This window comes from Bdellovibrio bacteriovorus str. Tiberius (genome assembly GCF_000317895.1).
GTDB lineage: Bacteria > Bdellovibrionota > Bdellovibrionia > Bdellovibrionales > Bdellovibrionaceae > Bdellovibrio > Bdellovibrio bacteriovorus_F.
Window position 1 is genome coordinate 2,201,086 of the sequence record NC_019567.1, and the last position, 24,331, is coordinate 2,225,416.

The 24,331-nt window shown below is 50.2% G+C and carries 22 protein-coding genes; 14 read left to right on the forward strand and 8 right to left on the reverse strand.

Features of this window, described 5'->3' with window-relative positions:
- Positions 1-97: 97 nt before the first annotated feature.
- The gene (locus BDT_RS10540; RefSeq protein ID WP_015091225.1) at positions 98-985 is read left to right on the forward strand and encodes a 3'-5' exonuclease; all 888 of its coding nucleotides are present in this window, start codon (positions 98-100) and stop codon (positions 983-985) included.
- Here the strand turns inward: BDT_RS10540 and BDT_RS10545 are convergent.
- Entirely contained in the window at positions 982-1,602 is a 621-nt protein-coding gene (locus tag BDT_RS10545; protein ID WP_148278802.1) for a hypothetical protein, read from the reverse strand. The two genes, BDT_RS10540 and BDT_RS10545, sit on opposite strands and share 4 nt — an antisense overlap.
- Positions 1,603-1,832: 230 nt before the next feature.
- Here BDT_RS10545 and BDT_RS10550 point away from each other — a divergent pair, with 230 nt between their 5' ends.
- From BDT_RS10550 to lon, 3 genes are all read left to right on the forward strand, one after another.
- Positions 1,833-3,173, forward strand: a complete 1,341-nt coding sequence (locus BDT_RS10550) for a GAF domain-containing sensor histidine kinase (RefSeq protein WP_015091227.1) — start codon at positions 1,833-1,835, stop codon at positions 3,171-3,173.
- On the forward strand, positions 3,170-3,577 hold the full coding sequence (locus BDT_RS10555) for a response regulator (protein WP_051026295.1): 408 nt from the start codon (positions 3,170-3,172) through the stop codon (positions 3,575-3,577). The genes BDT_RS10550 and BDT_RS10555 overlap by 4 nt, the downstream gene beginning before the upstream one ends.
- A 64-nt stretch (positions 3,578-3,641) precedes the next feature.
- The gene (gene lon, locus BDT_RS10560) at positions 3,642-6,023 is read left to right on the forward strand and encodes an endopeptidase La (RefSeq protein WP_041577650.1); all 2,382 of its coding nucleotides are present in this window, start codon (positions 3,642-3,644) and stop codon (positions 6,021-6,023) included.
- Here the strand turns inward: lon and BDT_RS10565 are convergent.
- The 3 genes from BDT_RS10565 to BDT_RS10575 all read right to left on the reverse strand — a co-directional run bounded on the left by BDT_RS10565 (position 5,998) and on the right by BDT_RS10575 (position 9,918).
- On the reverse strand, positions 5,998-7,794 hold the full coding sequence (locus tag BDT_RS10565) for an SLC13 family permease (RefSeq protein ID WP_015091230.1): 1,797 nt from the start codon (positions 7,792-7,794) through the stop codon (positions 5,998-6,000). The genes lon and BDT_RS10565 overlap by 26 nt on opposite strands.
- Before the next feature lie 60 nt (positions 7,795-7,854).
- The gene (locus BDT_RS10570; protein WP_015091231.1) at positions 7,855-8,385 is read right to left on the reverse strand and encodes an OmpA family protein; all 531 of its coding nucleotides are present in this window, start codon (positions 8,383-8,385) and stop codon (positions 7,855-7,857) included.
- Positions 8,386-8,508: 123 nt separating this feature from the next.
- Positions 8,509-9,918 carry a sigma-54-dependent transcriptional regulator gene (locus BDT_RS10575; RefSeq protein ID WP_015091232.1) on the reverse strand — a complete coding sequence of 470 codons (1,410 nt, stop codon included), beginning with the start codon at positions 9,916-9,918 and terminating at the stop codon, positions 8,509-8,511.
- Between the two features lie 203 nt (positions 9,919-10,121).
- On the opposite strand from BDT_RS10575, the gene BDT_RS10580 reads away from it, so the two are divergent.
- The 3 genes from BDT_RS10580 (at position 10,122) to BDT_RS10590 (ending at position 11,241) form a co-directional block, all read left to right on the forward strand.
- Positions 10,122-10,622 (forward strand): OmpA family protein, encoded by a 501-nt coding sequence (locus BDT_RS10580; RefSeq protein ID WP_041577652.1) that lies wholly within the window; start codon positions 10,122-10,124, stop codon positions 10,620-10,622.
- The gene (locus BDT_RS10585) at positions 10,615-10,872 is read left to right on the forward strand and encodes a CsbD family protein (RefSeq protein WP_015091234.1); all 258 of its coding nucleotides are present in this window, start codon (positions 10,615-10,617) and stop codon (positions 10,870-10,872) included. The genes BDT_RS10580 and BDT_RS10585 overlap by 8 nt, the downstream gene beginning before the upstream one ends.
- Positions 10,873-10,989: 117 nt before the next feature.
- Entirely contained in the window at positions 10,990-11,241 is a 252-nt protein-coding gene (locus BDT_RS10590; protein WP_015091235.1) for a GlsB/YeaQ/YmgE family stress response membrane protein, read from the forward strand.
- On the opposite strand, the gene BDT_RS10595 is transcribed toward BDT_RS10590, so the two are convergent.
- Positions 11,236-11,523 (reverse strand): Hpt domain-containing protein, encoded by a 288-nt coding sequence (locus tag BDT_RS10595; protein WP_015091236.1) that lies wholly within the window; start codon positions 11,521-11,523, stop codon positions 11,236-11,238. The two genes, BDT_RS10590 and BDT_RS10595, sit on opposite strands and share 6 nt — an antisense overlap.
- 1 nt (position 11,524) lies before the next feature.
- On the reverse strand, positions 11,525-14,305 hold the full coding sequence (locus BDT_RS18975) for a CHASE domain-containing protein (RefSeq protein ID WP_051026296.1): 2,781 nt from the start codon (positions 14,303-14,305) through the stop codon (positions 11,525-11,527).
- A gap of 594 nt (positions 14,306-14,899) precedes the next feature.
- On the opposite strand from BDT_RS18975, the gene BDT_RS10610 reads away from it, so the two are divergent.
- From BDT_RS10610 to BDT_RS10625, 4 genes are all read left to right on the forward strand, one after another.
- Positions 14,900-15,565: a PilZ domain-containing protein gene (locus tag BDT_RS10610; RefSeq protein WP_015091238.1), complete on the forward strand. Its 666-nt coding sequence runs from the start codon at positions 14,900-14,902 to the stop codon at positions 15,563-15,565.
- 78 nt (positions 15,566-15,643) lie between these two features.
- Positions 15,644-15,973 (forward strand): hypothetical protein, encoded by a 330-nt coding sequence (locus tag BDT_RS10615; RefSeq protein WP_015091239.1) that lies wholly within the window; start codon positions 15,644-15,646, stop codon positions 15,971-15,973.
- Entirely contained in the window at positions 15,974-16,741 is a 768-nt protein-coding gene (locus BDT_RS10620; RefSeq protein ID WP_015091240.1) for a nitroreductase family protein, read from the forward strand.
- Positions 16,742-16,747: 6 nt separating this feature from the next.
- Positions 16,748-17,797: an AI-2E family transporter gene (locus BDT_RS10625; protein ID WP_015091241.1), complete on the forward strand. Its 1,050-nt coding sequence runs from the start codon at positions 16,748-16,750 to the stop codon at positions 17,795-17,797.
- A gap of 59 nt (positions 17,798-17,856) precedes the next feature.
- On the opposite strand, the gene BDT_RS10630 is transcribed toward BDT_RS10625, so the two are convergent.
- Positions 17,857-19,473, reverse strand: a complete 1,617-nt coding sequence (locus BDT_RS10630) for a fumarate hydratase (protein ID WP_015091242.1) — start codon at positions 19,471-19,473, stop codon at positions 17,857-17,859.
- Between the two features lie 474 nt (positions 19,474-19,947).
- Here BDT_RS10630 and BDT_RS10635 point away from each other — a divergent pair, with 474 nt between their 5' ends.
- Both BDT_RS10635 and BDT_RS10640 read left to right on the forward strand, forming a co-directional pair.
- Complete coding sequence (locus tag BDT_RS10635; protein ID WP_041577658.1) at positions 19,948-21,489, forward strand: MFS transporter; 1,542 nt, start codon at positions 19,948-19,950, stop codon at positions 21,487-21,489.
- Positions 21,490-21,641: 152 nt separating this feature from the next.
- A complete protein-coding gene (locus tag BDT_RS10640) occupies positions 21,642-22,613 on the forward strand; it encodes a universal stress protein (protein ID WP_015091244.1) in 972 nt (323 codons plus the stop codon).
- On the opposite strand, the gene BDT_RS10645 is transcribed toward BDT_RS10640, so the two are convergent.
- Positions 22,610-23,125 (reverse strand): response regulator transcription factor, encoded by a 516-nt coding sequence (locus BDT_RS10645; protein WP_015091245.1) that lies wholly within the window; start codon positions 23,123-23,125, stop codon positions 22,610-22,612. The two genes, BDT_RS10640 and BDT_RS10645, sit on opposite strands and share 4 nt — an antisense overlap.
- Before the next feature lie 566 nt (positions 23,126-23,691).
- Here BDT_RS10645 and BDT_RS10650 point away from each other — a divergent pair.
- Positions 23,692-24,318 (forward strand): TetR/AcrR family transcriptional regulator, encoded by a 627-nt coding sequence (locus BDT_RS10650; RefSeq protein WP_011164596.1) that lies wholly within the window; start codon positions 23,692-23,694, stop codon positions 24,316-24,318.
- The last annotated feature ends 13 nt before the right edge of the window (positions 24,319-24,331 follow it).

Genomic DNA, 24,331 nt, shown 5'->3' on the forward strand with positions numbered 1-24,331 from the left:
ACATTCAGATTTTCGCCGCATCGCTTCGCCACAGGTGCCCCGTGACAAGTGGACTTGGGCAACCCTAAAATGGGCGCGATTTTTAAGGAGTTGTCCCTTGGCATTTCGTTGGATCGGTAAATCAGCAGACGGTAAATCAGTCACCCTCAAACACCTTGAGGATTGCAAACTTAATACACCCCCTTATGCGACCACGACCTGGGTTCGGGACAATGCCGACATCGTGCGTGTTGCCGCTATTTTGGACGTCGAAACCACGGGTTTAAATCAGGCCGAAGACACCATTATCGAAATCGGTATTCGCCAGTTTCTTTTCAACAAAAACTCGGGCGAAGTTCTGGCTGTCACCAAGACCTATTCCAGCTTCCAGGATCCAGGGAAACCGATCACACCCGAAATTCAGGCCCTGACCGGAATCACCGATGAAATGGTGGCCGGCAAGCAGATCGACTGGACTGCTGTGGATGCTCTTTTAAATGAATGTCAGTTGATCATCGCGCACAATGCGAAGTTTGACCGCCCTTTCATCGATCGCAGATCCAAAACATCTACAGAGCGCGTATGGGCTTGTTCGTTTAAACAGGTTGAATGGTCCGACAAGGGCTTTACCAGCCCGAAGCTGGAGCTTTTGAATATCTATCACGGGTTCTTCACTGATTCCCACCGCGCAATCAACGATGTGGATGCCTTGCTTTACCTGCTAAGCCTGCCGGATGCAGACACCCAGAAGCCTTATCTTTTTGAATTGATCAACAACGCCCGTCGCCCGATGACTCATGTGATTGCGACGTCGGCACCGTTTGAATCGAAAGACCACCTGAAGGGTCGCGGTTATAACTGGGACAGCATCAATCGTTTCTGGTCAAAAATCATTTTCAAAGACGAAGTCCCGGATGAAACCAAATGGCTTGAAGAAACCGTTTACTGTGGCCCCTTCGGCGGCATGACCCGAGACATCGCCTTGGTGGATGGGTTTAAAAACTAACGAGGAATTGCGGACAGGCAGTTATCCAGGGACGTTCCGCCGCCAATGTTGCGGGCGTTCTTAAGATCACGCAGGATAAAGCTTTCAAAAGCGCCGTCGCTTCCGTTGGAAACGCACATAAATCCTGACGTTGCTTTTGCAATCAACACCTGGCAGGCATCAAACGAAGTGCCGCCACCGATTTTTTTACGTGTCGCCAAATCCAGAGGACTGAAACGCTCAAAGTGATCGTCACTGCCATTCGAGACACACATCAAACCATTCATCTGTTTTTCAATCAGTTGACGACATTTATCCAAACTCGTCCCGCCACCCACGACTTTGTTAGTTGCTAAATCAGTCGGAACGAAGCGTTCAAAGTGATCAGAACTGCCATTGGAAATACAGGCAAACGGCACGCGGGATTCTTTTTTCTGATAACGTCCCAAGGTGATCTCAAGCTTTTCAAGGCTATAGCGAACTTCCTCGTGGTCAGCATATACCAGCTGCGATTCCACGTCCTGCAAATGGTCAGCAAGCTTTCTGGCTTTTTCAGCAAGAGCCGCACTCACTGGTACCGCCTGAACACCTGAACTCAACAACAAAACCCCCAAGACCGTACATACTAAATTTTTCACAATATACCTTTCTGGAAAAAACTCATTTCCGATGCTGATCCCCTTCAGCAAGGGATGTGCCCTGTCAGATCCACTCAGTGGATAGCTGACGCTCCCCTAGCCCCTCAGCTTCTGAAAACGGGGACGAGCTGTCCGGAAATCCGGAAAATCAGATGACTTTTAACAGGCCTGCGGACCAAAGCGATCTTTCCCCGGACAGAGTGCTAAAATGGACTGGCTGGAGGCCAGCTATGGAAAGCAACACTCTTCAATCTTTGGAGGTCATTAAAGACATCTACAATGTGGACCAGCTGCTTTCTGGTAAAGAATACATTCGAGAGTTGGTGCACCGTCTGGCCACCACCTTGGACGTCAAATACGTGATGGTTGGCCACGCCATCGAACCTGAGCGCAAATCCATTCAAACGGACTTTCTATGGGCGAACCAGGGTTTCACCGACAACGTCGTCTATAACCTGGAAGACACCCCGTGCACCCAGGTCCTTTGCGGGACCCGTGTGGCCTGCTATTCCACGAACGTGCAGCAGGAATTCCCCAAAGACCAGATGCTGAAGGATATGAATGTACAGTCCTATCTGGGATCCCCCTTTCTGCACACAGATGGTCGTCTTATTGGATTGCTGGTGATCATGGACGAAAAGCCTTTTGCGAATTTGGAAATGCAGACAGCGATTGTGGAATTCTTTGCCGCCCGCATCGGAACCGAGTACCGCCGTCTGGCGGCGGAGGATTCTTTAAAAAGAATCAACGAAAGTCTGGAAAGACTTGTCAACGAACGCACCAGCGAACTGCAAAAAGCCTTCGCTTCACTTCAGGCCACACAGAAACAACTTATCTCTCAGGAAAAACTTGCGACTATCGGACGCATCACCTTCGGTATCGCCCATGAGCTGAAGAATCCTTTGAACATCATTATCAACGCTTCAGAGCTGCTGCAGGATAGCGACCTCGACAAAGAATCCCGTGACCGCGCCGTTGAAATGATCCAGCAACACAGCATGCGTGCCAGTGACATTATCACCAACATGTTAAAACAGGCCCGTCAGGACACCAGCCAGGAACCGGAATGGGTTAATTTCTCTGCCCTGGTCGAGCGGGCTTTGGACATGTTCCTGCGATCCATCACCGACATTGATCTGAAAACGGCTTTGGTCAAAAAAATCAACATCACGCCTCAGGTGCAGGCACGCCTGGTCGACGCACCGGCCATGGAACGGGTTTTTATCAACATTATCGACAACGCTCTTTATGCTTTGAATGAAAAGTTTCAAAGAAACCGCACCACATTTATCCCAGAGCTGCAGGTGGAGCTTTTGCCCGGAAAAGCTCTGTGCCGCCTTTCAGTCCGCGACAATGGCACCGGCATTCCACAAAATCACCTTCCCAATGTTTGCGATGAGTTCTATACCACGAAGCCACCGGGCGAAGGAACCGGACTGGGACTTTGGATTGCCAAACAGAATGTTGAAAAAAACCGGGGTTCTTTCCAAATTCTAAGCAAAGAAAACGAGTTCACTCTTATCACCATCGAACTTCCCAGTGCCCAACGCACGGCAGAGGTCAGTCTATGAACACGTCAGTACCTTTGGACGTCGTCGTGGTCGATGACGAAAGCAGTGTCGGTGCCCTGTGCGAACTGAAGTTCAGAAAGCCCATTGAAAAAGGCGATATTCGCTTTCACTTCTTTGAAGATGCCCAGTCCTGCTTATCATATCTGGAAAGTTCCCAAAGAAATCCGGGCTCCGAAGTTTTATTCACCGACATTAATATGCCCAACGTTTCGGGCTTTGAATTGCTGAAGAAAGTGAAGCAGCGCTTCCCCGATATTGATGTCTATATGATGAGCGCTTATGACGATGAGCTAAGTATCCGAAAGTCCCTCAACCTGGGTGCGCAAGGCTATTTTACGAAACCTGTAAACTATAAAGAACTCATATCCCGCATCGAAAAAGATTATGGAGTCACCCTGGCTTGACGGCTGGCGGATCGTGCTCATCTTTAAGGAAGCCCCCACTTATGGGGAGAAAACGAGGTAACACGTGTCATACGTCTCTGGTTACGTCCCAGTCATTCCTCTGAAGAATTCCGTACTGTTTCCTGACATCAGTATGCCTTTAAGAATCGGACGTGAAAAAAGTATATCGGCTTTACAAAAAGCCCTGCGCGACAATCACTGGGTGATATTGCTGACGCAGAAAAACCCCAATGCGTCGGTGGACAAAGCTGAAGATCTTTATCAGGTCGGCACACTGGCAAAAGTCGAATCATTCCGCATGGAAGAAGACGGAAGTTATAATATTTTCGTCAAAGCCCATCAACGCGTTCGCCTGATTCACAGCCGGGAATCTGACGGGCACATTGAAGCGCAAACCGAGGCCGTGGAAGACTCAGGACATCTGGATAAAAAAACAGAAGAAGCCCTGCTGTCCTCTTTGCGCCAACTCAGCGATGACCTCTTGGACCTTCTGCCCGGAAACACAAGGCAGATCCGTGAGATGATTGCTGAAATTGAAGATCTGCAGACACTCGTAAACATGTGTGCCGCTTACGCAGATATCAATATATCCGACAAACAGGAAATTCTGGAAATCGCAGCTCTGAAAGACCGCGCCCTGAAACTTTTGGACCGCCTGCAGGAACTGAAAGAACGCCTGAAAATCCAGCGCGGCATCCGCGACAAATTGCAGGAAAGCTTCCAGCAGAATCAAAAAGAAAGCATTCTGCGGGAACAAATGCGCGTGATCCGCGAAGAGCTTGGCGACAACGAGGGCGAGGACCTGTTCACCAAATTCAAAGATAAAATCGACAAGGCCGGAATGCCTGCGGAAGCTTTGGAACTGGCGAAAAATCAGCTGCGCCGGCTGGAAACATCCAATTCAGCTTCGCCTGAGTATCAGATGATTCGCACCCATCTGGAGCTGATGACAACTCTGCCGTGGAATCAGTCGTCCGCGCAACAGAACATTGATCTGGAGGCCGCAGAGCGCGTGCTGAATGAAGACCATTATGGTCTGGATAAAATCAAAAAAAGAATCCTGCAGCATCTGGCGGTGATGAAACTGCGCAAGTCGCATCAGGGATCCATTCTGATGTTTATCGGCCCTCCGGGTGTGGGTAAAACCTCTTTAGGCAAAAGTATTGCGCGTGCTTTGGGTAAAAACTACGTGCGCGTGGCCCTGGGTGGCGTGCGTGATGACGCGGAAATTCGCGGGCATCGTCGCACCTATATCGGCGCCCTGCCCGGTCGAATCATCGCAGGCATTAAGAAGGCCGGCGAAAATGATCCAGTCTTTATTCTGGATGAAATCGACAAACTGACCCGCGGCTTTGGCGGCGATCCCGCCAGTGCGATGCTGGAAGTCCTGGACCCTGAACAAAACAACACGTTCCAGGATCACTATCTGGATACGCCGTTTGATTTGTCGAAGGTGTTCTTTATCGCCACTGCGAACTCTTTGGAAGGCATTCCATTGCCCCTGCTGGACCGCATGGAAGTGATCGATCTCAGCGGCTACACGGTCGATGAAAAGCGCCAGATTGCGCGAAACCATCTTTGGCCTAAGCAATTGATCGAGCACGGATTGGAAGACAATCAACTGCAGATCACGGATCAGGCGCTGACCAAACTTCTGACTCACTACACCCGTGAAGCTGGTGTGCGCGATTTACAAAGAAAAATCGCCAGCATCTGCAAACACATGAGTCTTAAGATTATCAAAGCCGAAGGACTGCCGCTGCTGGTGGAAGAAAAAGACCTGGAGGAAATCTTTGGTGCTGAAAGATTCTCGGCCGACATGATTGGCAGCTTGCTGCCTCCTGGAGTGGTAACCGGACTTGCATGGACGCCGGTGGGCGGGGACATCCTGTTTATCGAATCAGCCCAGATGCCCGGCAAGGGAAATCTGCTGCTAACGGGACAACTGGGCGAGGTGATGCAGGAATCGACAAAAATTGCGCTGACACTGCTGAAATCACGGCTGCCGCTTTTGGATCCATTGCTGGACTTTGCAAAAAAAGACATTCACGTGCACGTACCAGCCGGCGCCATCCCGAAAGACGGGCCTTCTGCCGGTATCACCATGCTGACTTCGATGGCTTCCATGCTGCTGAATAAGCCGGTGGATCCGAAGATTGCCATGACCGGAGAGATCTCTTTACGGGGCAGCGTGATGCCAGTGGGCGGGATCAAGGAAAAGGTCATTGCCGCTCACCGGGCGGGTGTGCAGGAAATTCTTCTTTGCAAAAGAAACGAAAAGGATCTGAGAGAGATCCCTGAGGATATTCGCAAAGACCTGCGCTTCCACTTTGTCGAGGACGTGAATGAAGTTCTGAAGATCACTTTGGGTGTGAATGTGCCCAAGTGGGATCAGGTGCAGCTTCCTCCGCCGTCCCCGCTTAGCTCCACAGATGCAGGGACATAAAGCATGTAACCACCGCGATCAGGGCCGTCAGCGGAAAGCCGATTTTCAGGAAATCGACAAATCGGTAGTTCCCCGGCCCCAGAATCAGTAAATTTCCATGGTGCCCGATCGGAGTCAGAAAAGACGCAACGGCTCCGACGGTCACACAAACCACCGCCGCGGTTGGCGAAACCCCGGCGGTTTTTGCAAATGCAATTGCAATGGGCGCAATCAGCACAGTTGTTGCCGCATCCGATAAAATCTGAGTCAACAATCCGGCGGCCACAAAGAAGGTCATCATGATGGCCCAGGGCTCCCAGTGCGCGATCACCCGTGCCAGACTTTCAGCAAACAAGGTGGCCAGTCCCGTTTTTTCCATGGCGATCCCCAAAGGGATCACCCCGGAAATCATCACAAAGATTTTTACTTCGATAGAGTCATACGCCTGGCGCACGGAAATGCATTTGCTTAGAACCATCGCCACCGCCCCCATCATAAACGCGATATGCGGAGGCAGAGTTTCCGTCGCCGCGACCAATACCGACGTTCCCATGATAAGAGCCGCTGTTTTGGCCTTCACCCGTTTTTTCGGTCGCACGTTCATCGGGAACAACATCAGAAGATGACTGTATTTGGCATTGATTTCATCCAGCTGATTTTCATGCCCCCACAGAATGATCAAGTCCCCTTCGCGCAACCGCGCCTGAGAAAGCTCGTGATACATCCACCCACCCCGGCGCCATAGCCCGATAACAACAACCCCCATGGTGCGCACAAAATCAATTTCACCGACACTTTTTCCCACCAAAGAAGACTGAGGAGCAACCAAAGCCTGTACAATCATGGGTTCGGCGACCTTGCTGTGCCCTTCTTCGGCGGCGGCTATTTCTTCGCCGTACTTTTTCACCGTCCTTAGTGCCAGACCCATTTTCTCGTCCACCGACAAGAGCTCATCGGGCGAAGTTTTAACCAGCAGCACATCGTGCACTTCCAACTGTACTTCGGCTTCCAAGGTGGAAATCCTTATGCCGTTTCTTTTAAGACCGACGATTTCAAACCGCTTTTCCATTTCTTTCTGAAACTGCGCCAAACCCATCCCCGCCCAGCGGGAACCAGACGGAACCACCAACTCGGTGAAAAGTTCTTCGATACGAAATTTTTCATCATGATGATCGCGCCCTGATGTCTTTGGCAGAACCCATAACAAAAGCAAAATCAGCACAAAGCTGACACCGACCAGTGTGGCCCCCAACGGGGTCACTGAGAACAACCGCAAGGCCGGTTCTCCGGACCGCTTTAAAACGCTGTTTGCCAGCAGAAAGGCTGGCGCACCAATCAAAGTCAGTGTCGTCCCCAGGGATGCTGCCGTGGCCATGGGAATCAATAATCGCGAAGAGGGAAGGTTTTGTTCCCGGCAAAGTCGCATCACAATCGGAAGCATCATCGCGGTGACCATCAAGTGATGGGTGAAGGCCGAAAGTGCCGCCACCGTCGTCATGATAACCAGATTTGCCGTCCACTGATTTTTCCCAGCCACCCGACTGACGGCATTGCCAATGGCATCTGTCAGCCCCGTGGCAGAAAGACCTGCGGACAGCACAAACACCGCCACCACAATCAGGGCCGGTTCACTTGAAAATCCGGCAAAGGCCTCTTTGGGATCCAGAATCCGCGTCACCGCCAATGCCAGGATGATCAGCAAGGCCGTCATATCCACGCCCAGCTTTTCGCTGACAAAAAAGTACAGCGCCAAAGCCAGGATTATTAAGAACATGATCTGATTTAAATCCATCCGACAATTATGAGCCCAGCCCCGATGAAATCCTAATTTCAACTGGGAAAGCTCATTCCTTTACTGCAAGACCACCAACACCAAAGCGGTGGTGGAACGGGCCATTTCTTCAAACACACCGGTTTTATTCTGAGCTGGTGCTGCGCCGGTGGCTTCGGCCGAGGATTTCACTTCATAGTCATCGGTTTTGAAAAGTTCACTGAGTTTGGACGGACGCTCGGTCATATTGTGCGTATCCACAGAATCAATCTTCAGATCCTGCTGCAAAAACTTTTTAATGGAGTCGGCGCGATCTTTGGCCAAAGAAATTTGTTTGGCAGAGGCTTTTTCATCCTTCGCCGGATACTCGCGATCTCCCCAGCTTAAAACCCGCACGGATTTGATCTTGTCAGACTCACGCAGTGAGGTGAAGAACGAGCGCAGTTCTTTTTTCTCTTCACCGTTCATATTGTTTTTTCCCGGCTCAAAAAAGACGGGTGCGACCTGTGATGCACCCACCATACGGGCTGTGGCCAGCTCGACATCAGGTTGTGCGTAAGTGATGGCGCCTACAAAACCCAAAGCCAGCGCCAGACGAATAATCGAAGTCATGGATACCCTCCTTGTTATCTCACAAGAAAGGTAATGCAAGGGAACCACCAAGGCTTAAAACGTTTAAAATCGTTATAAGCCCTGGCGCGAGGCAAATCACCCCGCACCCTGAGGAATTTTCCCCTAGACGGAAACCTGCGGGTCAATTTCCTGCAGTTTGCGATACAGGGTTTTTCGATCAATACCGAGAGCTTTGGCCGTCAGTTCTTTTGCGCGATTTTTTCTTTCATAGACGAATTGCACGTATTTCTTTTCCAGCTCGTGCAAAGGTTCGACCTCGTCACCGAAATGAAAAACAAAGGCGTTCTTTTTATCCTCTGTACTTAAGAAAGCATCCTGCAATGCCGGTTCATCAAAAAGAGTGAAGGCCGCAACATCAATCTCGGCCCCGGATGAAAGAACCACGGACCGTTCAATGGCATTTTCAAGTTCGCGCACGTTTCCGCGCCAGCCTTGAGTCAGCAAAAACTCTTTGGCGGATTTTTTAAACCCCTGCACCTGAGTGCCATTGATGGCGTTGTATTTTTTCAGGAAATGCTCTGCCAAAGGCAGAATGTCCTCACGACGATCCCGCAGCGGCGGAAGTTTCACCGGAATCACATTCAGACGGAAATACAAGTCCTCACGGAAACGTTTTTCCGCGACTTCCTGACGAAGATCCTTATGGGTCGCCACGATCACGCGCACGTCCACCGAACGGGACTGATTTTCACCCACCCGCTTGATTTCGCGCTCTTGCAAAACGCGCAAAAGCTTGGCCTGCAAGGACAGATTCAAATCCCCGATTTCATCCAGAAACAATGTGCCGCCGTCGGCTTCTTCAAAAAGACCGACTTTCTTTTCCACCGCACCGGTGAAAGATCCCTTGGCGTGACCGAACAATTCAGATTCCAGAAGATTTTCCGGAATGGCTGAACAGTTGATCGCCACAAAAGGTTTCTTGGCGCGCGGACTCCAGTTATGAATGGCTTTGGCAAAGACTTCTTTCCCCGTGCCACTTTCACCAGTGATCGAAACGGTCGAAGCGCTCTTCGCCACCCGGCGGGCCAGATCCACGACTTTGCGAATCGCATCACTTTTTCCGATGATGCCATCAGGATTCACACCTTTGCTGAAATCCAGAGTCTGGCGCAGGTTTTCATTTTCTTCATTCAAGGAATTAAATTTGAATGCCCGTTGCGCAGAAATTAAAAGCTGAGGGAAATGCAGTGGTTTCACCACAAAGTCATAAGCGCCGGCATTGATGGCTTCCACCGCCGTGTCGACATCGTTGGAAACGGTGATCAGAATAATCGGAAGCGCCACACCTTCATTGCGAGCAGCTTTGATAAAATCCAGGCCCGACATCAAGGGCAGATTCAAATCCGTGATGATGGCATCAGGAACCAGCTTTTTGGAAGTGATGGATTTCAAAGCCTCCAAAGGGTCTTCCATATGCAAAACCTGAATGCCTTTTTGGCGGAAGTACGCTGTTGCAAGCTCTGCCAAATCCAAATCATCTTCAATAAGCAGGATCGTTTTTTGAGAGTCCATTAAGCCCCCTTCTGAATATAGAGATAATCCAGCGGGGCATATATCCGCAACCTTTTTGTGGCTTTTTGCCACCTTTGGCCAAAAATAAGATTCATAAGTCTATTTATTTCGTTTTAAGCGGTATTATCTTAAGGCACCCCAGTTGCAGCCATATTATAGCAACGGGCTTCTGGCCCCACGGAAAAACACCATAAGGAGACATTATGTTACGCAACTCGAGCATTTTTCTGACCTTAATCAGCTCTCTTATATTGGGCGCTGGATGCGCTTCTAACTCTGCCAAAACAGAGTCACCACAGTCTGCAGAGGCGACCGCTCCCGGCACTACTCATTACACGGTGGTGAACTTTCAGCCCGGTACCGACGAGCTTAGCAAGGAAGAACAAAGCAAAATCCATCAGCTTACCGAAGTCGCCGAACGACATGGGGGCATCCAGGAAGTGCGCATTCTTGCCTGGGCCGACCGGGAATATCCCTCGCCAGGGCAGCATATCCCCGCGGGAGATTCTAAACTTGCTGATGAACGAGCCGCGGCAGTTAAAGCTGTGCTGAAAAAAGATCTGCAACAGATCACGGTGATTGATGAACTTAACGCCGCAACACACCCGGCAGACACGGAACTTAACAACGCCAAGGCCTCGAAAGCCCTGGTACTGATCACTTACAACACAACAACCCTCAACAAAGGAGAACACCATGAATAAGGATATCATTCAGGGCAAATGGAAAGAGATCAAAGGCGACCTGCATAAAGCCTGGGGTAATATCACCGATGACGAGTGGGATAAAACCAAGGGTGATGCCACAGCCATCGCGGGTATTTTGCAGCAGAAATACGGCATGGCGAAAGACGAGGCTTCTGAAAAAGTCTCCTCCGTCTTTGCCAAGTACGCCAGCAGCGCAAGAGAGAGTCTGGATAAACCAACTTCCCCTTCCCGCCGCCCGCAACAGTAACCCAATATTTTCGTTCGTCATTTGACCACGACAGATGACGGATAAGCGGCCACCCTTTCAAGCATTCTCCGAAGGGGTGGCCTTCCATCAAACACCTTACACCGAAAGGAGCACATCATGATTGTCGCCATCATTCTGGGACTGCTGGTGGGAGCCATTGCCAAAATACTTATGCCCGGACGAGACCCCGGAGGCTGGATCATCACCTGCATGCTGGGTATCGCCGGATCTTTTGTCGCGCACTTTATCGGAACCCGTGCGGGATATTATGCACCCTATGAGCCAGCCGGCTTTATCGCCTCGGTCTTTGGCTCAATGCTGATTTTGTTTGTGTATCGACTGCTGGTTGGGAAAACCAGCCACTCATGAATACTGCTCCAACAGGGCGGTCACCTTCTGCTTTAGCTCTTGCGCCGCAGACTGCACCGCCTGACCATCTTCCGCAAGGCAAGCGGCCTCAAGCCTCTTGCCAAGGTCGGTGAGATCATTGAACTCGAAAGTCGCGGCATTGCCTTTGACCTGATGCCCCACTTTTTTTCCCAGCTCAAACAACTCCGCACCCACAATCATCCCCAACAGGGATTCGAGCTCAGCATCACGACGGCGCAGGTATTTCACTTTTGATTCCACAGGCACAATCATCGCTGCCATATCAAACCTTGTGATTCAGATAGAAGTAAACTTCCTGCACCAGCAGCTCTCCGGACACCGGCTTGGTGATCTGACCATTGCAGCCTGCTTCCAGGCAACTTTGCAGTTCTTCATGCAGAGCGTGGGCCGTCAGGGCAATCACGTTGCGAGTGAAGCCCTTTTGACGAATGCGCTTGGTGGCCTCGCGACCATCGAATTTGGGAATCTGGATATCCATCAAAATCAAATCCGGATTGTACCGGAAAGCCTGGTCCACAGCCTTTTCACCATCATCCGCAATCATCACATCCGCCCCGGCACTGCGCAGGAAGTGTTCAAATATTTCCTGATTGTCTTCAGAATCCTCGACCAGCAGGATTCTTGATCCTGCCAGCAGATTTTTCAGATCCAAAGCACCCCAGTCGATCTCGCGCTTGGGACCGTCATCCAGAGCACTTTCCACCTTCACCACATTTTTTTCAGGGCGCACATTGAAAGCGCGTTTTTCAAGATCCTTCAGCGGAATGCGCAGACAGAAGGTGGAACCTTTGCCGATAGAGGATTCCTGCAGGAAAAGCTCCCCGCCCAGAAGTTCAGCCAGACGCTTGGAAAGTGCCAGCCCCAGGCCGGTGCCACCATACTTGCGGGTCGTGGAAACATCGGCTTGAGAAAACGGCTTAAACAGCATTTCACGGCCTTTTTCACTGATACCGACACCGCTATCCTGCACCTGGAATTCCAGGAACTGTTCGCCATGATCACTGGCGTAGGTTTTATACAGCAGCTTCACGCCGCCTTTTTCCGTGAACTTGATGGCATTACCCACAACATTCACCAGAATCTGTTTCAGGCGCACATCATCAGTCACCACCATCGACGGCACATTGCTGAGCTTCGCCGTGCTGAACTGGATTTTCTTGTCGGAAGCGCGCACTTCCATGATGGATTTGATTTCCTGAATCAGGTTTTCAAGATTCACCTGAGCCATTTCAAAGTGCAGCTTGCCGGCTTCCACCTTGGAGATATCCAGAATATCATCAATCAAACGCGCCAGCTCTTTACCGTTGCGTTTAATGCTTTTGACAATTTGCTCTTTGTCGCCGGGCTCCAGATCGTCATCTGCCAGAATCTCTGAATACCCTACGATTACTCCCAACGGTGTGCGGATCTCGTGGCTCATGTTGGCCAGGAACGAACTTTTCATAAAGTTCGCATCTTCCGCACGACGAAGCAAAATGGCCTTATCATAGGACATGGTGAATTTCCCCACCACACGCTGAACCGCATAGGACTTCATCTCGGAATCCAGCAGGCTTTTGGGGCCCTTCAACACGATCAGCACCGAGGTTTCCTTGCCGGATTCATGCATGGCCGTGCGGATCAGGTAGTAAGGCGACTGATCCAGAGTTTTACGCACGTCGGGTGGTATCATGGCCAGGGCTTTTTGCATGGCCTCGACCGCGCCTTGAGTGGCCAGGATCCCTTCGCCCAGATGGACATCAAATTCACGTGGCACGTCCAGAATATCCGGGAAGACGTTCAGATTTTTCTGGAAGCGCTTTTCATAAGGGCCTTTTTGCTCACGGACAAAGACAGCGCAATCCTCGACACCAAATACGCTTTCCATGTGTGTGCAGAACTTTTCAAACAAAGAACTGCCTTCAATGGCCGAAGACAAATCCGCTTGTACCGTGTTCAGCTTGCGGAACATGGCGATATCCTCGGATTTATTCTTGGAAAGCTGGGACAAAGAGGCTTTATGGCGTTCACTGAACTTCAGGAACTGCTGTGTGGACCACAATGCCAGGAAAATCACCGACAACATCACCAGTGTCACAAACGCAAAAAGAATCGGGACATAGCGTTCGTACCAGTTAAAGAAATGCGGCAAAGGCTCAAAGTGAATTGTCCAGGTTTTATCAAAGACTTTGATTTCACGGCTGACCGAGATATCAGAAACGACCTTGTCTTCAGACTTGGACGGGAAGCGTTCATAGATCGGAATGGTGCGACCCATCTTCTGATCATAGATGGTGATCTTATAATTGACCTTTTCATCATAGAACTGCGGCACCCCGAAGGCGCCGTTAAAGAAACGGTTGATACGCACCACCGAGTACGCAAACCCCAGAAGCATGTTCTTGGGCTCCACTTCACCCGACACGTCAATCGTCTTGGTCACTGGCAGATAAATCAGGAAACCTTTTTGGAATTCCTCCTGATCATCCTGCACCAGGACCACCGGATCAGACACCGCCATCAGATTTCCCAACAGCGCTTTATCCATCGCCGACTGCCGAGTCAGATCCGAGTACATATCAAAGCCCAGGGCTTTTTTGTTTCGCCAATCCTGGGGCTGAATCAAAGTAATTGAAGTGTATAAAGGACGCTCCCCTTCGGGCCAGAATTTAAAATCGACAAAGCCCTGATCGCGCATGGCGCGCTCTAAACCGGGCACACCGTCTTTTTCAACTTTTTGCGCAAAGCCAATACCCTGCAACCCCGGGAAACGTCGAAGCACCTGGGAAGAATCCACATAGTCCTGATATTCTTTCGCTGTGGGAATTCCTGCCAACTGGAAAAAGGCGCGTGTGTCCATCAACGACTGACCATAGCCGAAGAACTCGCGGTTGATCACCGCCTGAACACTTCCTATTTCTGATTCAAGACGTGCATTCCATTCTTTTTCAAGATGCACCTTAACCATCCACCAGCTCAGTACGCTGACGGAAATGATAATCAACAGAACAAGAAAGACATTCCATTCATGTGACAGAACGAACAGCCGCTTTAGTCTTTTCACAAAAACCCTTCTCTCCCAGGATTTATGATTTATTCAGTCTTAACTCATTCTTAGGTGAAGAAGGGTCTCATCGCAAGGAAAAGACACTATTAATATTGTTTAAACGCATGGGGGTCTTTCTCCTGCGGATCGGGTCATTTTGCCCCGAAAAACTCACGAAATTATGTCAGATGAAATATATGCGTTCTCACCGAGGGCCCCACGATTGCATTACTGACTTTGCATGAACGATGTAACGGCAAATAGCCCAGATCAACAGCTTCACTTGCGCTTTCATACCACAGAGCCCATGAACCTCTCCCAGGGTGGTCTCTATGGTGAGAAAGATCAGCTTGGCGATCTTCACTCCTATTATATAGGAGGCGGCATTTACGCTGTATCCATTCAAATACCCTTCCCTCCAGTGAGGGGGCCTGAGCAAGAGGCCCTCTCACCCCTCCTCCCGTCAGAGTCTCATTTTGAGAGGAAGGAACTTAACACTGTCAGTAATTTCTAGACACCTGTTCACGCACTTTTTCTGAAGAGCCATTCTGCGCAGGTCTGAAGCTGGCTTCATGCTTGCTTATAGGAATCTGCACAAGGGGGAACTTAAGAATGATGAACACACAAATCTTTATCACCGGGACCAACCGTATTCCTGCGCAACTGAAAAACGAAAAGACTTTCGATTGCACACTGATCGACAATCCCTATTCGCTGCGCCCGGTTCTGCAAAACAACGACGTCGAAAAAATTATCGTCGTCTTCCTGCCTTTTCTGGAAGTGCGGCACTTTGACCTGTACAGCTATCTGCAAAAAACCACCCGCAATGTGAAGACCTTCTTCGTGGTGAACGAGCTTTCAAGCTCGATGAAAATCCGCCTGAAATCCCGCAATGACTTCGTGGTGCTGTGGAAGACCGAAGAGGCCAACTTGCTGAAAGACATCCAGGCCCACCTGAATGGCCGTCAGCTGGAGCTTCGTCAGGACAAGCGCGAAACGCAGGAAAGCCGCGCCATGGTCAGTCCGTCTATGCTGCCCTCGGGAATGGAAAACCGCGGCTTTCAACCCATCATGGGAGGTGCCTTTGAGAACATTTCACTTAACGGCTCTTGCCTTAAGATTAAGGCTCCATTCTATACGAAGAAAGACTTTGTCAATCTCACCTACCAGAACAAAGAAGGTGAATATGTCAGCGTCGAAGGACAAGTCCGCTGGTCACGCTGGAACGAGATTGAGCAGGCTCAGGAACTGGGCGTTCAGTTTCTTACCCAAGCCTGACACTGACGCTATGCCTTGATAACACTGTCTGTTGCCTCCCCCTCTAAACTGTGCGTTGATTGAGAGGCGGAGGCCTTTATGAAAGCGTTCATTCTTGCTGTATTTGCAATTCTCATGTCCCAGTCAGTTTTTGCCAAAACCATCCAGGTCACCGGACGTGGTTCGGAGTATTCTTACTGCAATGCCAACAGCGGAACCTTCTGTTTTAACGACATCAAGCGCCGCGCCGAAAGCGAAGCCGAACGCGATGTCCGCTGGACCTGCGAGATGACCCATCGTGGGCGCTCTTTGACCTACACCATATTCAAAAACACATTCTGCAGCCCCAGCTATTTACCACCAAAACACGATGGAACCTGGATCAACTGCCGTAGCGATGCACGCATGCAGTGCGAGGTTCAAGACTAGATGTCCGACAATATTTTCAGCAAAGCTCCTGACGTTATGTATTCTGAACCTGCAGTTGCATGCGACTTTGGCGAATTCACCAAAGTTGTCGAAAGCCGTCGTTCTGTCCGCCACTATACCAATGAACCGATTCCGGATGCTGTCGTCGAAGAATGCCTGCGTTTGGGATTGCTGGCACCGAATTCCTCCAACCTTCAGCCGTGGGAATTTTACTGGATAAAAAGCCCGGACAAGCTTCAGCGTATGAAAGAATTCTGTCTGAATCAGCCGGCAGCGCGAACCGCGCCGACGCTGATTGCCTGCGTGGCCCGTCCCGATCAATGGCAGCGGGGTCAGAAGATCAATCAGGCTTATTTTTCCAACCGCCATGACACCCCGAAAAGTGTTCATGCCTATTACAACAAACTTGTGCCGTTCGTGTATGGCAATGGTCCCTTGCATATTCTGGCACCGTTTAAAAGCCTGGCTGTGTTTTTCCTGGGAATGTTCCGGGTGATGCCACGCGGGCCTTTTGGTCGCAGCGGAAATTTGCTATGGGCCACCAAAACCACCGCCCTGGCCTGTGAAAACCTGATGCTGGCTTTTCGTGCTGCCGGTTATGACAGCTGTCCGATGGAGGGCTTTGACGAAGTTCGCGTGAAAAAGCTGCTGGATCTGCCCTCCGGGGCCGCCATCACAATGATTATCAGCGCCGGCAAAAGATCTGAAAAAGGCATCTATGCTGAACGCATTCGTGGCAGCCAGGATTTATTTATCAAGAAAGTGTAGGACGTTATGCTGAATTCTTTCAAAGACAAACCGCAAGCTGTGCACTGGGTTTTATTTGCGCTGTTACTGACGGCCTTTTTATTTATCAATATTCCCTTCCTGATGCCTCTGCTTCTTGCCGGTGTCTTTGCCATGGGTCTGAATGACTGGATTGAAAAGCTTAGCAGGAAAGGCCGTCTGGGGCGCAAATCCTGGTCCATTATCTTTATGCTGGTGGGAATGGGACTGTTCCTGATCCCGTTGTCTTTGGCCATCTATCGCATCGTCGTTTACGCCAGCCAGCCGAAAAATATTGAAACCGACCAGATCCTGACTCAGGCACACAATCTGAAAAATTACGCTCTGAATCTGCTGCAAAAGCTTTCAGATTTCACCGGAACTGATCTGGCCGGTCCGGCCAAAGAGGTGATGGAAAATGTGCTGCATAAAATCGGCAGCAGCGCTTTGGAGTATTCCACGCAGTTCCTGGGTCAGCTTCCGGCGATTTTACTTTTGATTTTTGTCTTTTTGATATCCATGACCGTGATGCTGATCAAAGCACCGGGCATCAAAAAATTCACCCTGAAGTATTCCCCGCTTCGCGAGGAAACGACGGAAAAACTGATCCTGATCACGAAAAAAAGCTGCTGGATCACTCTGTTTTCCACGCTGGTCATCGGCTTGATTCAAGCAAGTCTGATCGGTGCCGGCAGTTTGATCTTTGGCGAAGGTGATTTCTGGCTGGTACTGACCATCACCTTCTTTGTGTCTTTTATCCCGGTGATTGGCGCGGCCCCTGTGGGTTACCTGCTGTGTGTGCTGGCCTTTATTGGCGACCGCACCGGCGCAGCCGTTGGCCTGTTCATCGTGGCAACAATCGCGGGAAGTATCGACAATATCATCAAGCCGTTTATTATCGGCGGTGAGCAGGATATTTCTGCCGTGATTGGCTTCACCTGTGTGGTCGGCGCGATCATCATGATGGGGCTGCCGGGCCTTCTTATCGGACCGGTGATCATGAACCTGTTTGTGGGAATCTCGCCCCTGCTTTTGAAAGAAAACGGCAACGTAAAATAAACAGGTGAAGTAAAACAAGTGAAATAGAAAAAGCCTCCCAATGGGAGGCTTTTTAATTTTTAAAGTCTTTTGATCACGGACTTGAAGAAGTCATTTCCTTTGTCATCGACGATGATAAAGGCCGGGAAGTCTTTCACTTCGATCTTCCACACAGACTCCATGCCCAGCTCTGGGAAATCCAGCACTTCCACTTTCGTGATGCATTCTTTACCCAAACGAGCCGCCGGGCCGCCGATCGACCCCAGATAGAAGCCACCGTACTGTTTGCAGGCTTCTGTAACCTGAGGGCTGCGGTTTCCCTTACCCAGCATGATCATCGAACCGCCCAGCGCCTGGAAGGTGCCCACATAAGGGTCCATGCGCTCACTGGTCGTCGGACCAAAGGATCCGGAAGCGTAACCTTTTGGTGTCTTTGCAGGACCCGCGTAATAAACCGCATAATCCTTGAAGTACTGAGGCACACCTTCGCCGCGATCCACTTTTTCTTTCAGCTTCGCATGGGCGATGTCACGAGCCACGATCATCGGACCGTTAAGCATCACACGGGTTGCCACTTTTTGCTGGGAAAGAACTTTCAGCGTTTCTGCCATGGGTTTGTTCAGATCAATTTCAATCGCTTCAGCACCAGCATCCTGCAGGTGATTTGGCAGGTACTGTTCCGGGTGAAGCTCCAGCTGCTCAAGGAAAATACCATCACGGGTGATTTTGCCTTTGATATTGCGGTCCGCAGAACAGCTGACACCCACGCCGATCGGGCAACTTGCCCCGTGACGAGGCAGACGAATCACGCGCACATCGTGCACGAAGTACTTGCCACCGAACTGAGCGCCGATGCCGGTTTCACGGGCCCACTGCTCGACTTGTTTTTCCATTTCCAGATCACGATAGGCACGACCGCCTTCGCTGCCTGTCGTTGGCAAACCATCCAGATAACCCGCAGACGCGTATTTCACGATCTTCAGAGTTTCTTCCGCAGACGTCCCACCCACGCAGAACGCCAGGTGATACGGTGGACATGCCGCCGTCCCCAAAGAGTTCAGCGTTTCGCGCACGAACTTTTCAAAACCCTCCGGATTCAAAACCGCTTTGGTTTTCTGATACAGATAGGATTTATTCGCACTGCCGCCACCTTTGGCCAGGAACAGGAAATTGTATTCCTCACCCTGCTCGGAATAAATGTCGATCTGCGCTGGCAGATTGCTGCCGGTGTTTTTTTCTTCAAAGAAAGAAATCGGCGCCATCTGAGAAAAACGCAGATTGCGTTTTTGGTAAGTGTTGAAAATCCCTTTGGACAGGAATTCCTTGTCGTCAGCACCGGTGAAGACGCGCTCCCCTTTTTTGCCGACTACAATCGCTGTTCCCGTATCCTGACAGGATGGGAACTCCATTTGCGCTGCGATCACCGCATTGCGCAGCAAATCCACCGCCACAAAGCGATCATTGGGGGATGCTTCTGGGTCCTGCAGAATTTTTTCAAGCTTTTCAAGGTGTTTTGGGCGCAACAGATGCGACACATCGCTCAATGCCTCTTGCGCAAGCAATTCGAGGGCCTCAGGTTCTACAATCAGAACCTCGCGCTCGCCGACTTTTTCCACGCGCACGTGATCGGAAGAGATTTTTTTATATTGGGTAGTATCTTTTTGCTTTTCGTAGAGGGGGAAGTATTTAAATGACATGCAAATGAAAGTAGCATTGCGTCGTGTTCGCGCGCAAGCCCCGGCAGGCTGTGTTAGGTGGGCTATTTAGGTGGGACTTTGTGAGCCGCGATTGCGGCGGTTTTCTTGGGACCGGGTCTCTCTTTCGCTGGGAGAGTGGTCAGGAACCTACCGAGGTTAGAAGGTTTCGTTTGTAACGTCTCCTTCTGAAACACAACATATCGCCCTGGACCTATAAGCACAAAGTCATAATATTTACCGCTTCCATAAGTTTTGCTTATGGCAAACTCAGGGGTCCCATTAAACAGATTTGAGCGATTTCATCGTGAAGTTTTTGCAGCGTATCACAAAAGGGGGAAATTAAAATCCCACTCTGGAACCAGTTTCCCGGCTCCCTAACACAATCTTGAAATAACTTCGGGGCAACCGAAGGCTCTTTAGATTGCAAAGTGGCCCATTTTCCTTTAGCTTCCTCGAAATTTTACCGGAGGTCCCATGGCTTTACTACTCGTCAGCGCCTGTCTGTTCGCGGTTATTTTCTTGTACTTCAAGAACAACCCGCTGGGACATTCACGCAAGTTCATGATTCGTCGTTTCGTAAACTGGTTCCCTCTGGGTATGACTTATGCCTTCTTGTACATGGCACGTTACAACCTGAATGTTTCCAAGAACGCCCTGGGCGACCTGATGACCAAAGAACAATTTGGTATCATCTTCGCAGCCGGCACAATCACCTACGGTTTCTCTTTCCTTCTGAATGGTCCGATCGTTGATAAAATCGGCGGTAAAAAAGGTATCATCATTGCGGCTCTGGGTTCATCCATCATGAATCTTTTGATGGCAGGTGCGACTTATCTGTTCCTGATGGGCACTTTGAAAACAAACATGGTTGTGGCGTACTCTGTCTTGTTCGCGCTGAACATGTTCTTCCAGTCCTACGGTGCGGTTTCCATCATCAAAGTAAAAGCTTACTGGTTCCACGTGCGTGAACGCGGTGTCTTCGGTGCGATCTTCGGCACTTTGATTTCCTTCGGGGTTTACTTCGCATTCGACTGGGGTCAGGCGATCGTTGAAGCTTCCAAGCTGCAACTGGGTCACGAACCAACAGCCTTCCAAAGCTTTATCCGTCACATCTTCGCTATCGACACCGGCGTGACGAATGCCACATGGCTGGTGTTTGCAATCCCAGCCTTCCTGTTGTTGGTTTGGGCATTGATCGACTTCGTTCTTTTGAAAGACTCTCCGGCTGAAGCCAATTTCGGTGACTTCGATACTGCGGACGCTTCCTCTGACTACGATGATTCCAACGTTAAAATCACTATCGGCTTCATGCTGAAAAAGATCTTCACAAACCCTGTGATGATCACAATCGCCCTGGTGGATTTCACTTCCGGCGTTCTGCGTAACGGTATCATGCAATGGTATCTGGTCTTCGCTCACGAGATGAAAGACAAAGACGCTGTGTTCTTTGAAGGCTCTCAGTTCTTCATCAAAAACTGGGGTCTGTTGCTTTGTATGACTGGTATCTTCGGTGGTTTCATGGCGGGTATCGTGTCTGACCGCTTCTTCCAGTCCCGTCGCGGTCCTCCAGCGGCGATCAATAACTTCATCATGATCATCCTTTTGATCATCATGGCGTTCAGCCTGTTCTCAAATCCAACCGTATTGGGTCTGGCAGCAATCATGATCACCCTGACAGTTATCGGCGTTCACTCTTTGATGTCCGGTACAGCAGCTGCTGACTTCGGCGGTAAGAAAATGACTGCCACCGCGTCTGGCATCGTGGATGGTTGCGTGTACCTGGGCTCTGGTATCCAGTCCCTGGCGATCGGTTACCTGTCTCACAAGAGCTGGGCTTACTGGCCGCTGTTCCTGATCCCGTTTGCGGTGATGGGGCTTCTTCTTTCCCTGCGCATGTGGAATGAACTTCCAAAAGCGACCAAAAAGTACATCGAAGAAATCGAAAAGGCGGAAGAAAAAGCTCAGAAACTGGGCACCACAACGGTGGGCAGTTCCGACCCGACTCCGACCACATAGGACCTTTCTGGTTCATTTTAAAAAGCCTGCCCCACCCGGCAGGCTTTTTTCGTTTTAAGACCTGTCATCTGCCACACTGATTCCCGACAAGCTCTAAGCCGATTTCTTTATTGCATCTATTCTTCGCGGCACAATAACGACTGGGAGGTTCTATGAGAATCATCTGGGCTTTGGATGCTTTTGAAGACAACAAAGAACTCAACCAGCGCATGGCGGACTATCTGACCCACCTGCACCAGACACTGCAGGCGGAAATTGAACCCCTGTACCTTTTGCGCGAAAACGAAATCGTACTGCCAACCTATGAGGTCCCGGCCTGGGTCACAGATCACTCCAAAACCGCCGAATCGCTCTTTAAAGAGGTTCTGAGCGACTATAACCTTCCTTTCCTGCTAGAACCAAAGGTCATCCCCCACGCCTCACAGTCGCACGCTGGGGCCGCAGAAACCCTGTCCCACTATGCCCTGCGCACCGGAACCAACCTGATCGTCGTCGGCAGCCATGGCCGCGAAGGGTTTCAGCGCTTTATCCTGGGAAGTTTCGCCGAAAGCCTGCTTCTGCAAAGCGAAGTCCCGGTCTGCGTGGTGGGAGCCCACACCACCAAAACCCGCTCGCCGAAAAACATCCTGTTCCCGACCGAGTTTGGAGAACATTCCAAGGACAACTTCCGCCACGTTTTGGAGTTGGCAAAAAACCTGAAGTCCGGCGTGACCCTGCTGCATGCGATTGCTCGTCCGATCGAAAGCCTTTTTGATCTGGACACCCGCCCGCGCATTTATAACTTCAAAGGACAGATGCTGACGCTGGATCAAATCATCGAACACACCATCGAGGAACAATCCCATCGCGCCCAGTACTGGGTCGATTGGGCCCATAAGGAAGGCGTGGAAGCGCAATTTATTATTGATAATTCATTCCGCGGCGTGGATGAACTGGTGATGGAAGCCATCGACAGCACCGAAGCAGATCTGGTGGTGATGGAAGCCCAAAGCGGCCCGATGAGCGCCGCCATCTTAGGCAGCTACACCCGCAATGTGGTCCGCAAGGCCCACTGCCCGGTGTACGTGCTGACCCGCCACTTCTATGACAAGAAAGAGGACCGCTTTATTGAGCCGTCCCCTTAGTTGCGCACCTGGGACGGGCGCATGGATTCTGGAAGTTTCTTATAAATATTATTCAAATGAGTTTTCAACGTCGCCTTGGAGATAAAAAGCTTCTCGGCGATGTTTGCATTGGTCATACCCTGAAGCACCATTTGCATAATGCGGATTTCACTCTTGGTCAGACCCTTTTCACGGAAGTAGGCTTCCTGCTTCTGGAATTTTTCTTCGCTTTCATCCAGCGGATAAAGCAGAGTGGTGATCTTATCGCCGTCGTTCACGATCAGCGCATCCACCTTGTGACCTTCAATTTCAGTGGCTTTGAAAAGCTTCATGCCTTCAGAAATGGCGGAGCATTCCTCGATCTTCTTATACAGAGTCATGCACGTCTTGGAGCACTGCTGACCCAGCATATCACCACAGGTGCGAATGCTGTTTTCATTCTGATAAAGAACTCGCTTGTCCTGATCCTTCACGCACAAACCCAGCTTGGTTCCCAGGTTTGCAAAGTGCTTTAAATCATTCTGGCCGTCCACACGCCACCTCCGTCCATTTCATAGTCGCCGAAAGCCGCTCTGCAAAACATGATGCCCATCATAGGACCCAAAATAATTAAAACTCGTAACTTCATATACTTAGCAGCCTTATTAACATGCTTTTAAAATGTGAGGCCGGCGGCCTTGATGCGCATTGCGCGCAGCGATGGACGAACGATACTTTGCCAACATATTGGATCCCCGAACACACCCTTGGAAGCGCTATTCGCTGAAATTCCGCAGCAGAACTCAAAAATTTCATTCACAAAGTTCGAAGAGAAATTTAAAAACAACTCGTAGAAAACAGGTATTTCGACATAAACATAATTAAAAGCTCTTATTTCTACCGCTTTTTGATTACGATAGAGCAATACTTCTAATGTTTAGGGGTATAGGATCAGAATAAGACGATAGTTTTAATTTTATGTTAAAGATTGGTAAAGATGTACCTCTGGGGGGGACGTCGGTACCGCCAAGTGATACTTACCGAACTAGTATTGAATTATAAACCCTCTTGGCCGAATATGAACCTGAGCCAAGTTTATAACCTCAAAAAGGAGGAATTTATGGGTGCAGCTCCACAAACTCACACAAGTCCTGAAAAGAAGTACATGCTGAAAATCCCCGTCCAGAAACGCTCCAAAGAGACGGTGGCTAGCATTGTAGAATCCTGCGCACGCCTTCTGGTTCAAGAGCCCTACCACGCTATCACTACTGACAAGATCGCCGAAATGGCAGGTGTCAGCATCGGGTCTCTGTATCAGTTCTTTGCCAACAAAGAAGCCATAGTGGCCGCGGTGATCGACGATCTTCTGCAGAAAGACCTGGCATATATTGAAGAGAAACTGGCTCATCTTCAAACGCCGGACCTGGATGCCAAGATCCACGCCTTCATCGACATCGGCTTCACACGCTTCCACGACAACCGCCCGCTAAGAACCGCCCTGCAAGGCGTTCAAGGCATGCTGGATTACTGGGAAACACGCCGCGTGTTCTTTGAACACTACCAAAAAGCGGTATTGGCCCACATGCCGGTTTATCAGGGACGTGACCGTGACATGATGGCTCTTTTCGTCGTCAGCTGCTTTAACAACATCCTGCAACTGGGATTATTGGGACCGCAAACTGTCGAGCGCGAAGAAGCGATCAAAAAAGAAGTCTTCACTCTGTTCAGCAGATACCTGAAGCCTTAAGAAATTACTTGCG

Excerpts from the sequence above, each read along its gene's own strand:
- BDT_RS10550 (WP_015091227.1), top strand. The coding sequence starts at position 1,833 with ATGGAAAGCAACACTCTTCAATCTTTGGAGGTCATTAAAGACATCTAC.
- BDT_RS10555 (WP_051026295.1), top strand. The coding sequence starts at position 3,170 with ATGAACACGTCAGTACCTTTGGACGTCGTCGTGGTCGATGACGAAAGC.
- BDT_RS10565 (WP_015091230.1), bottom strand. The coding sequence starts at position 7,794 with ATGGATTTAAATCAGATCATGTTCTTAATAATCCTGGCTTTGGCGCTG.
- BDT_RS10570 (WP_015091231.1), bottom strand. The coding sequence starts at position 8,385 with ATGACTTCGATTATTCGTCTGGCGCTGGCTTTGGGTTTTGTAGGCGCC.
- BDT_RS10575 (WP_015091232.1), bottom strand. The coding sequence starts at position 9,918 with ATGGACTCTCAAAAAACGATCCTGCTTATTGAAGATGATTTGGATTTG.
- BDT_RS10580 (WP_041577652.1), top strand. The coding sequence starts at position 10,122 with ATGTTACGCAACTCGAGCATTTTTCTGACCTTAATCAGCTCTCTTATA.
- BDT_RS10585 (WP_015091234.1), top strand. The coding sequence starts at position 10,615 with ATGAATAAGGATATCATTCAGGGCAAATGGAAAGAGATCAAAGGCGAC.
- BDT_RS10590 (WP_015091235.1), top strand. The coding sequence starts at position 10,990 with ATGATTGTCGCCATCATTCTGGGACTGCTGGTGGGAGCCATTGCCAAA.
- BDT_RS10595 (WP_015091236.1), bottom strand. The coding sequence starts at position 11,523 with ATGGCAGCGATGATTGTGCCTGTGGAATCAAAAGTGAAATACCTGCGC.
- BDT_RS10610 (WP_015091238.1), top strand. The coding sequence starts at position 14,900 with ATGATGAACACACAAATCTTTATCACCGGGACCAACCGTATTCCTGCG.
- BDT_RS10615 (WP_015091239.1), top strand. The coding sequence starts at position 15,644 with ATGAAAGCGTTCATTCTTGCTGTATTTGCAATTCTCATGTCCCAGTCA.
- BDT_RS10620 (WP_015091240.1), top strand. The coding sequence starts at position 15,974 with ATGTCCGACAATATTTTCAGCAAAGCTCCTGACGTTATGTATTCTGAA.
- BDT_RS10625 (WP_015091241.1), top strand. The coding sequence starts at position 16,748 with ATGCTGAATTCTTTCAAAGACAAACCGCAAGCTGTGCACTGGGTTTTA.
- BDT_RS10630 (WP_015091242.1), bottom strand. The coding sequence starts at position 19,473 with ATGTCATTTAAATACTTCCCCCTCTACGAAAAGCAAAAAGATACTACC.
- BDT_RS10635 (WP_041577658.1), top strand. The coding sequence starts at position 19,948 with ATGGCTTTACTACTCGTCAGCGCCTGTCTGTTCGCGGTTATTTTCTTG.
- BDT_RS10640 (WP_015091244.1), top strand. The coding sequence starts at position 21,642 with ATGAGAATCATCTGGGCTTTGGATGCTTTTGAAGACAACAAAGAACTC.
- BDT_RS10650 (WP_011164596.1), top strand. The coding sequence starts at position 23,692 with ATGGGTGCAGCTCCACAAACTCACACAAGTCCTGAAAAGAAGTACATG.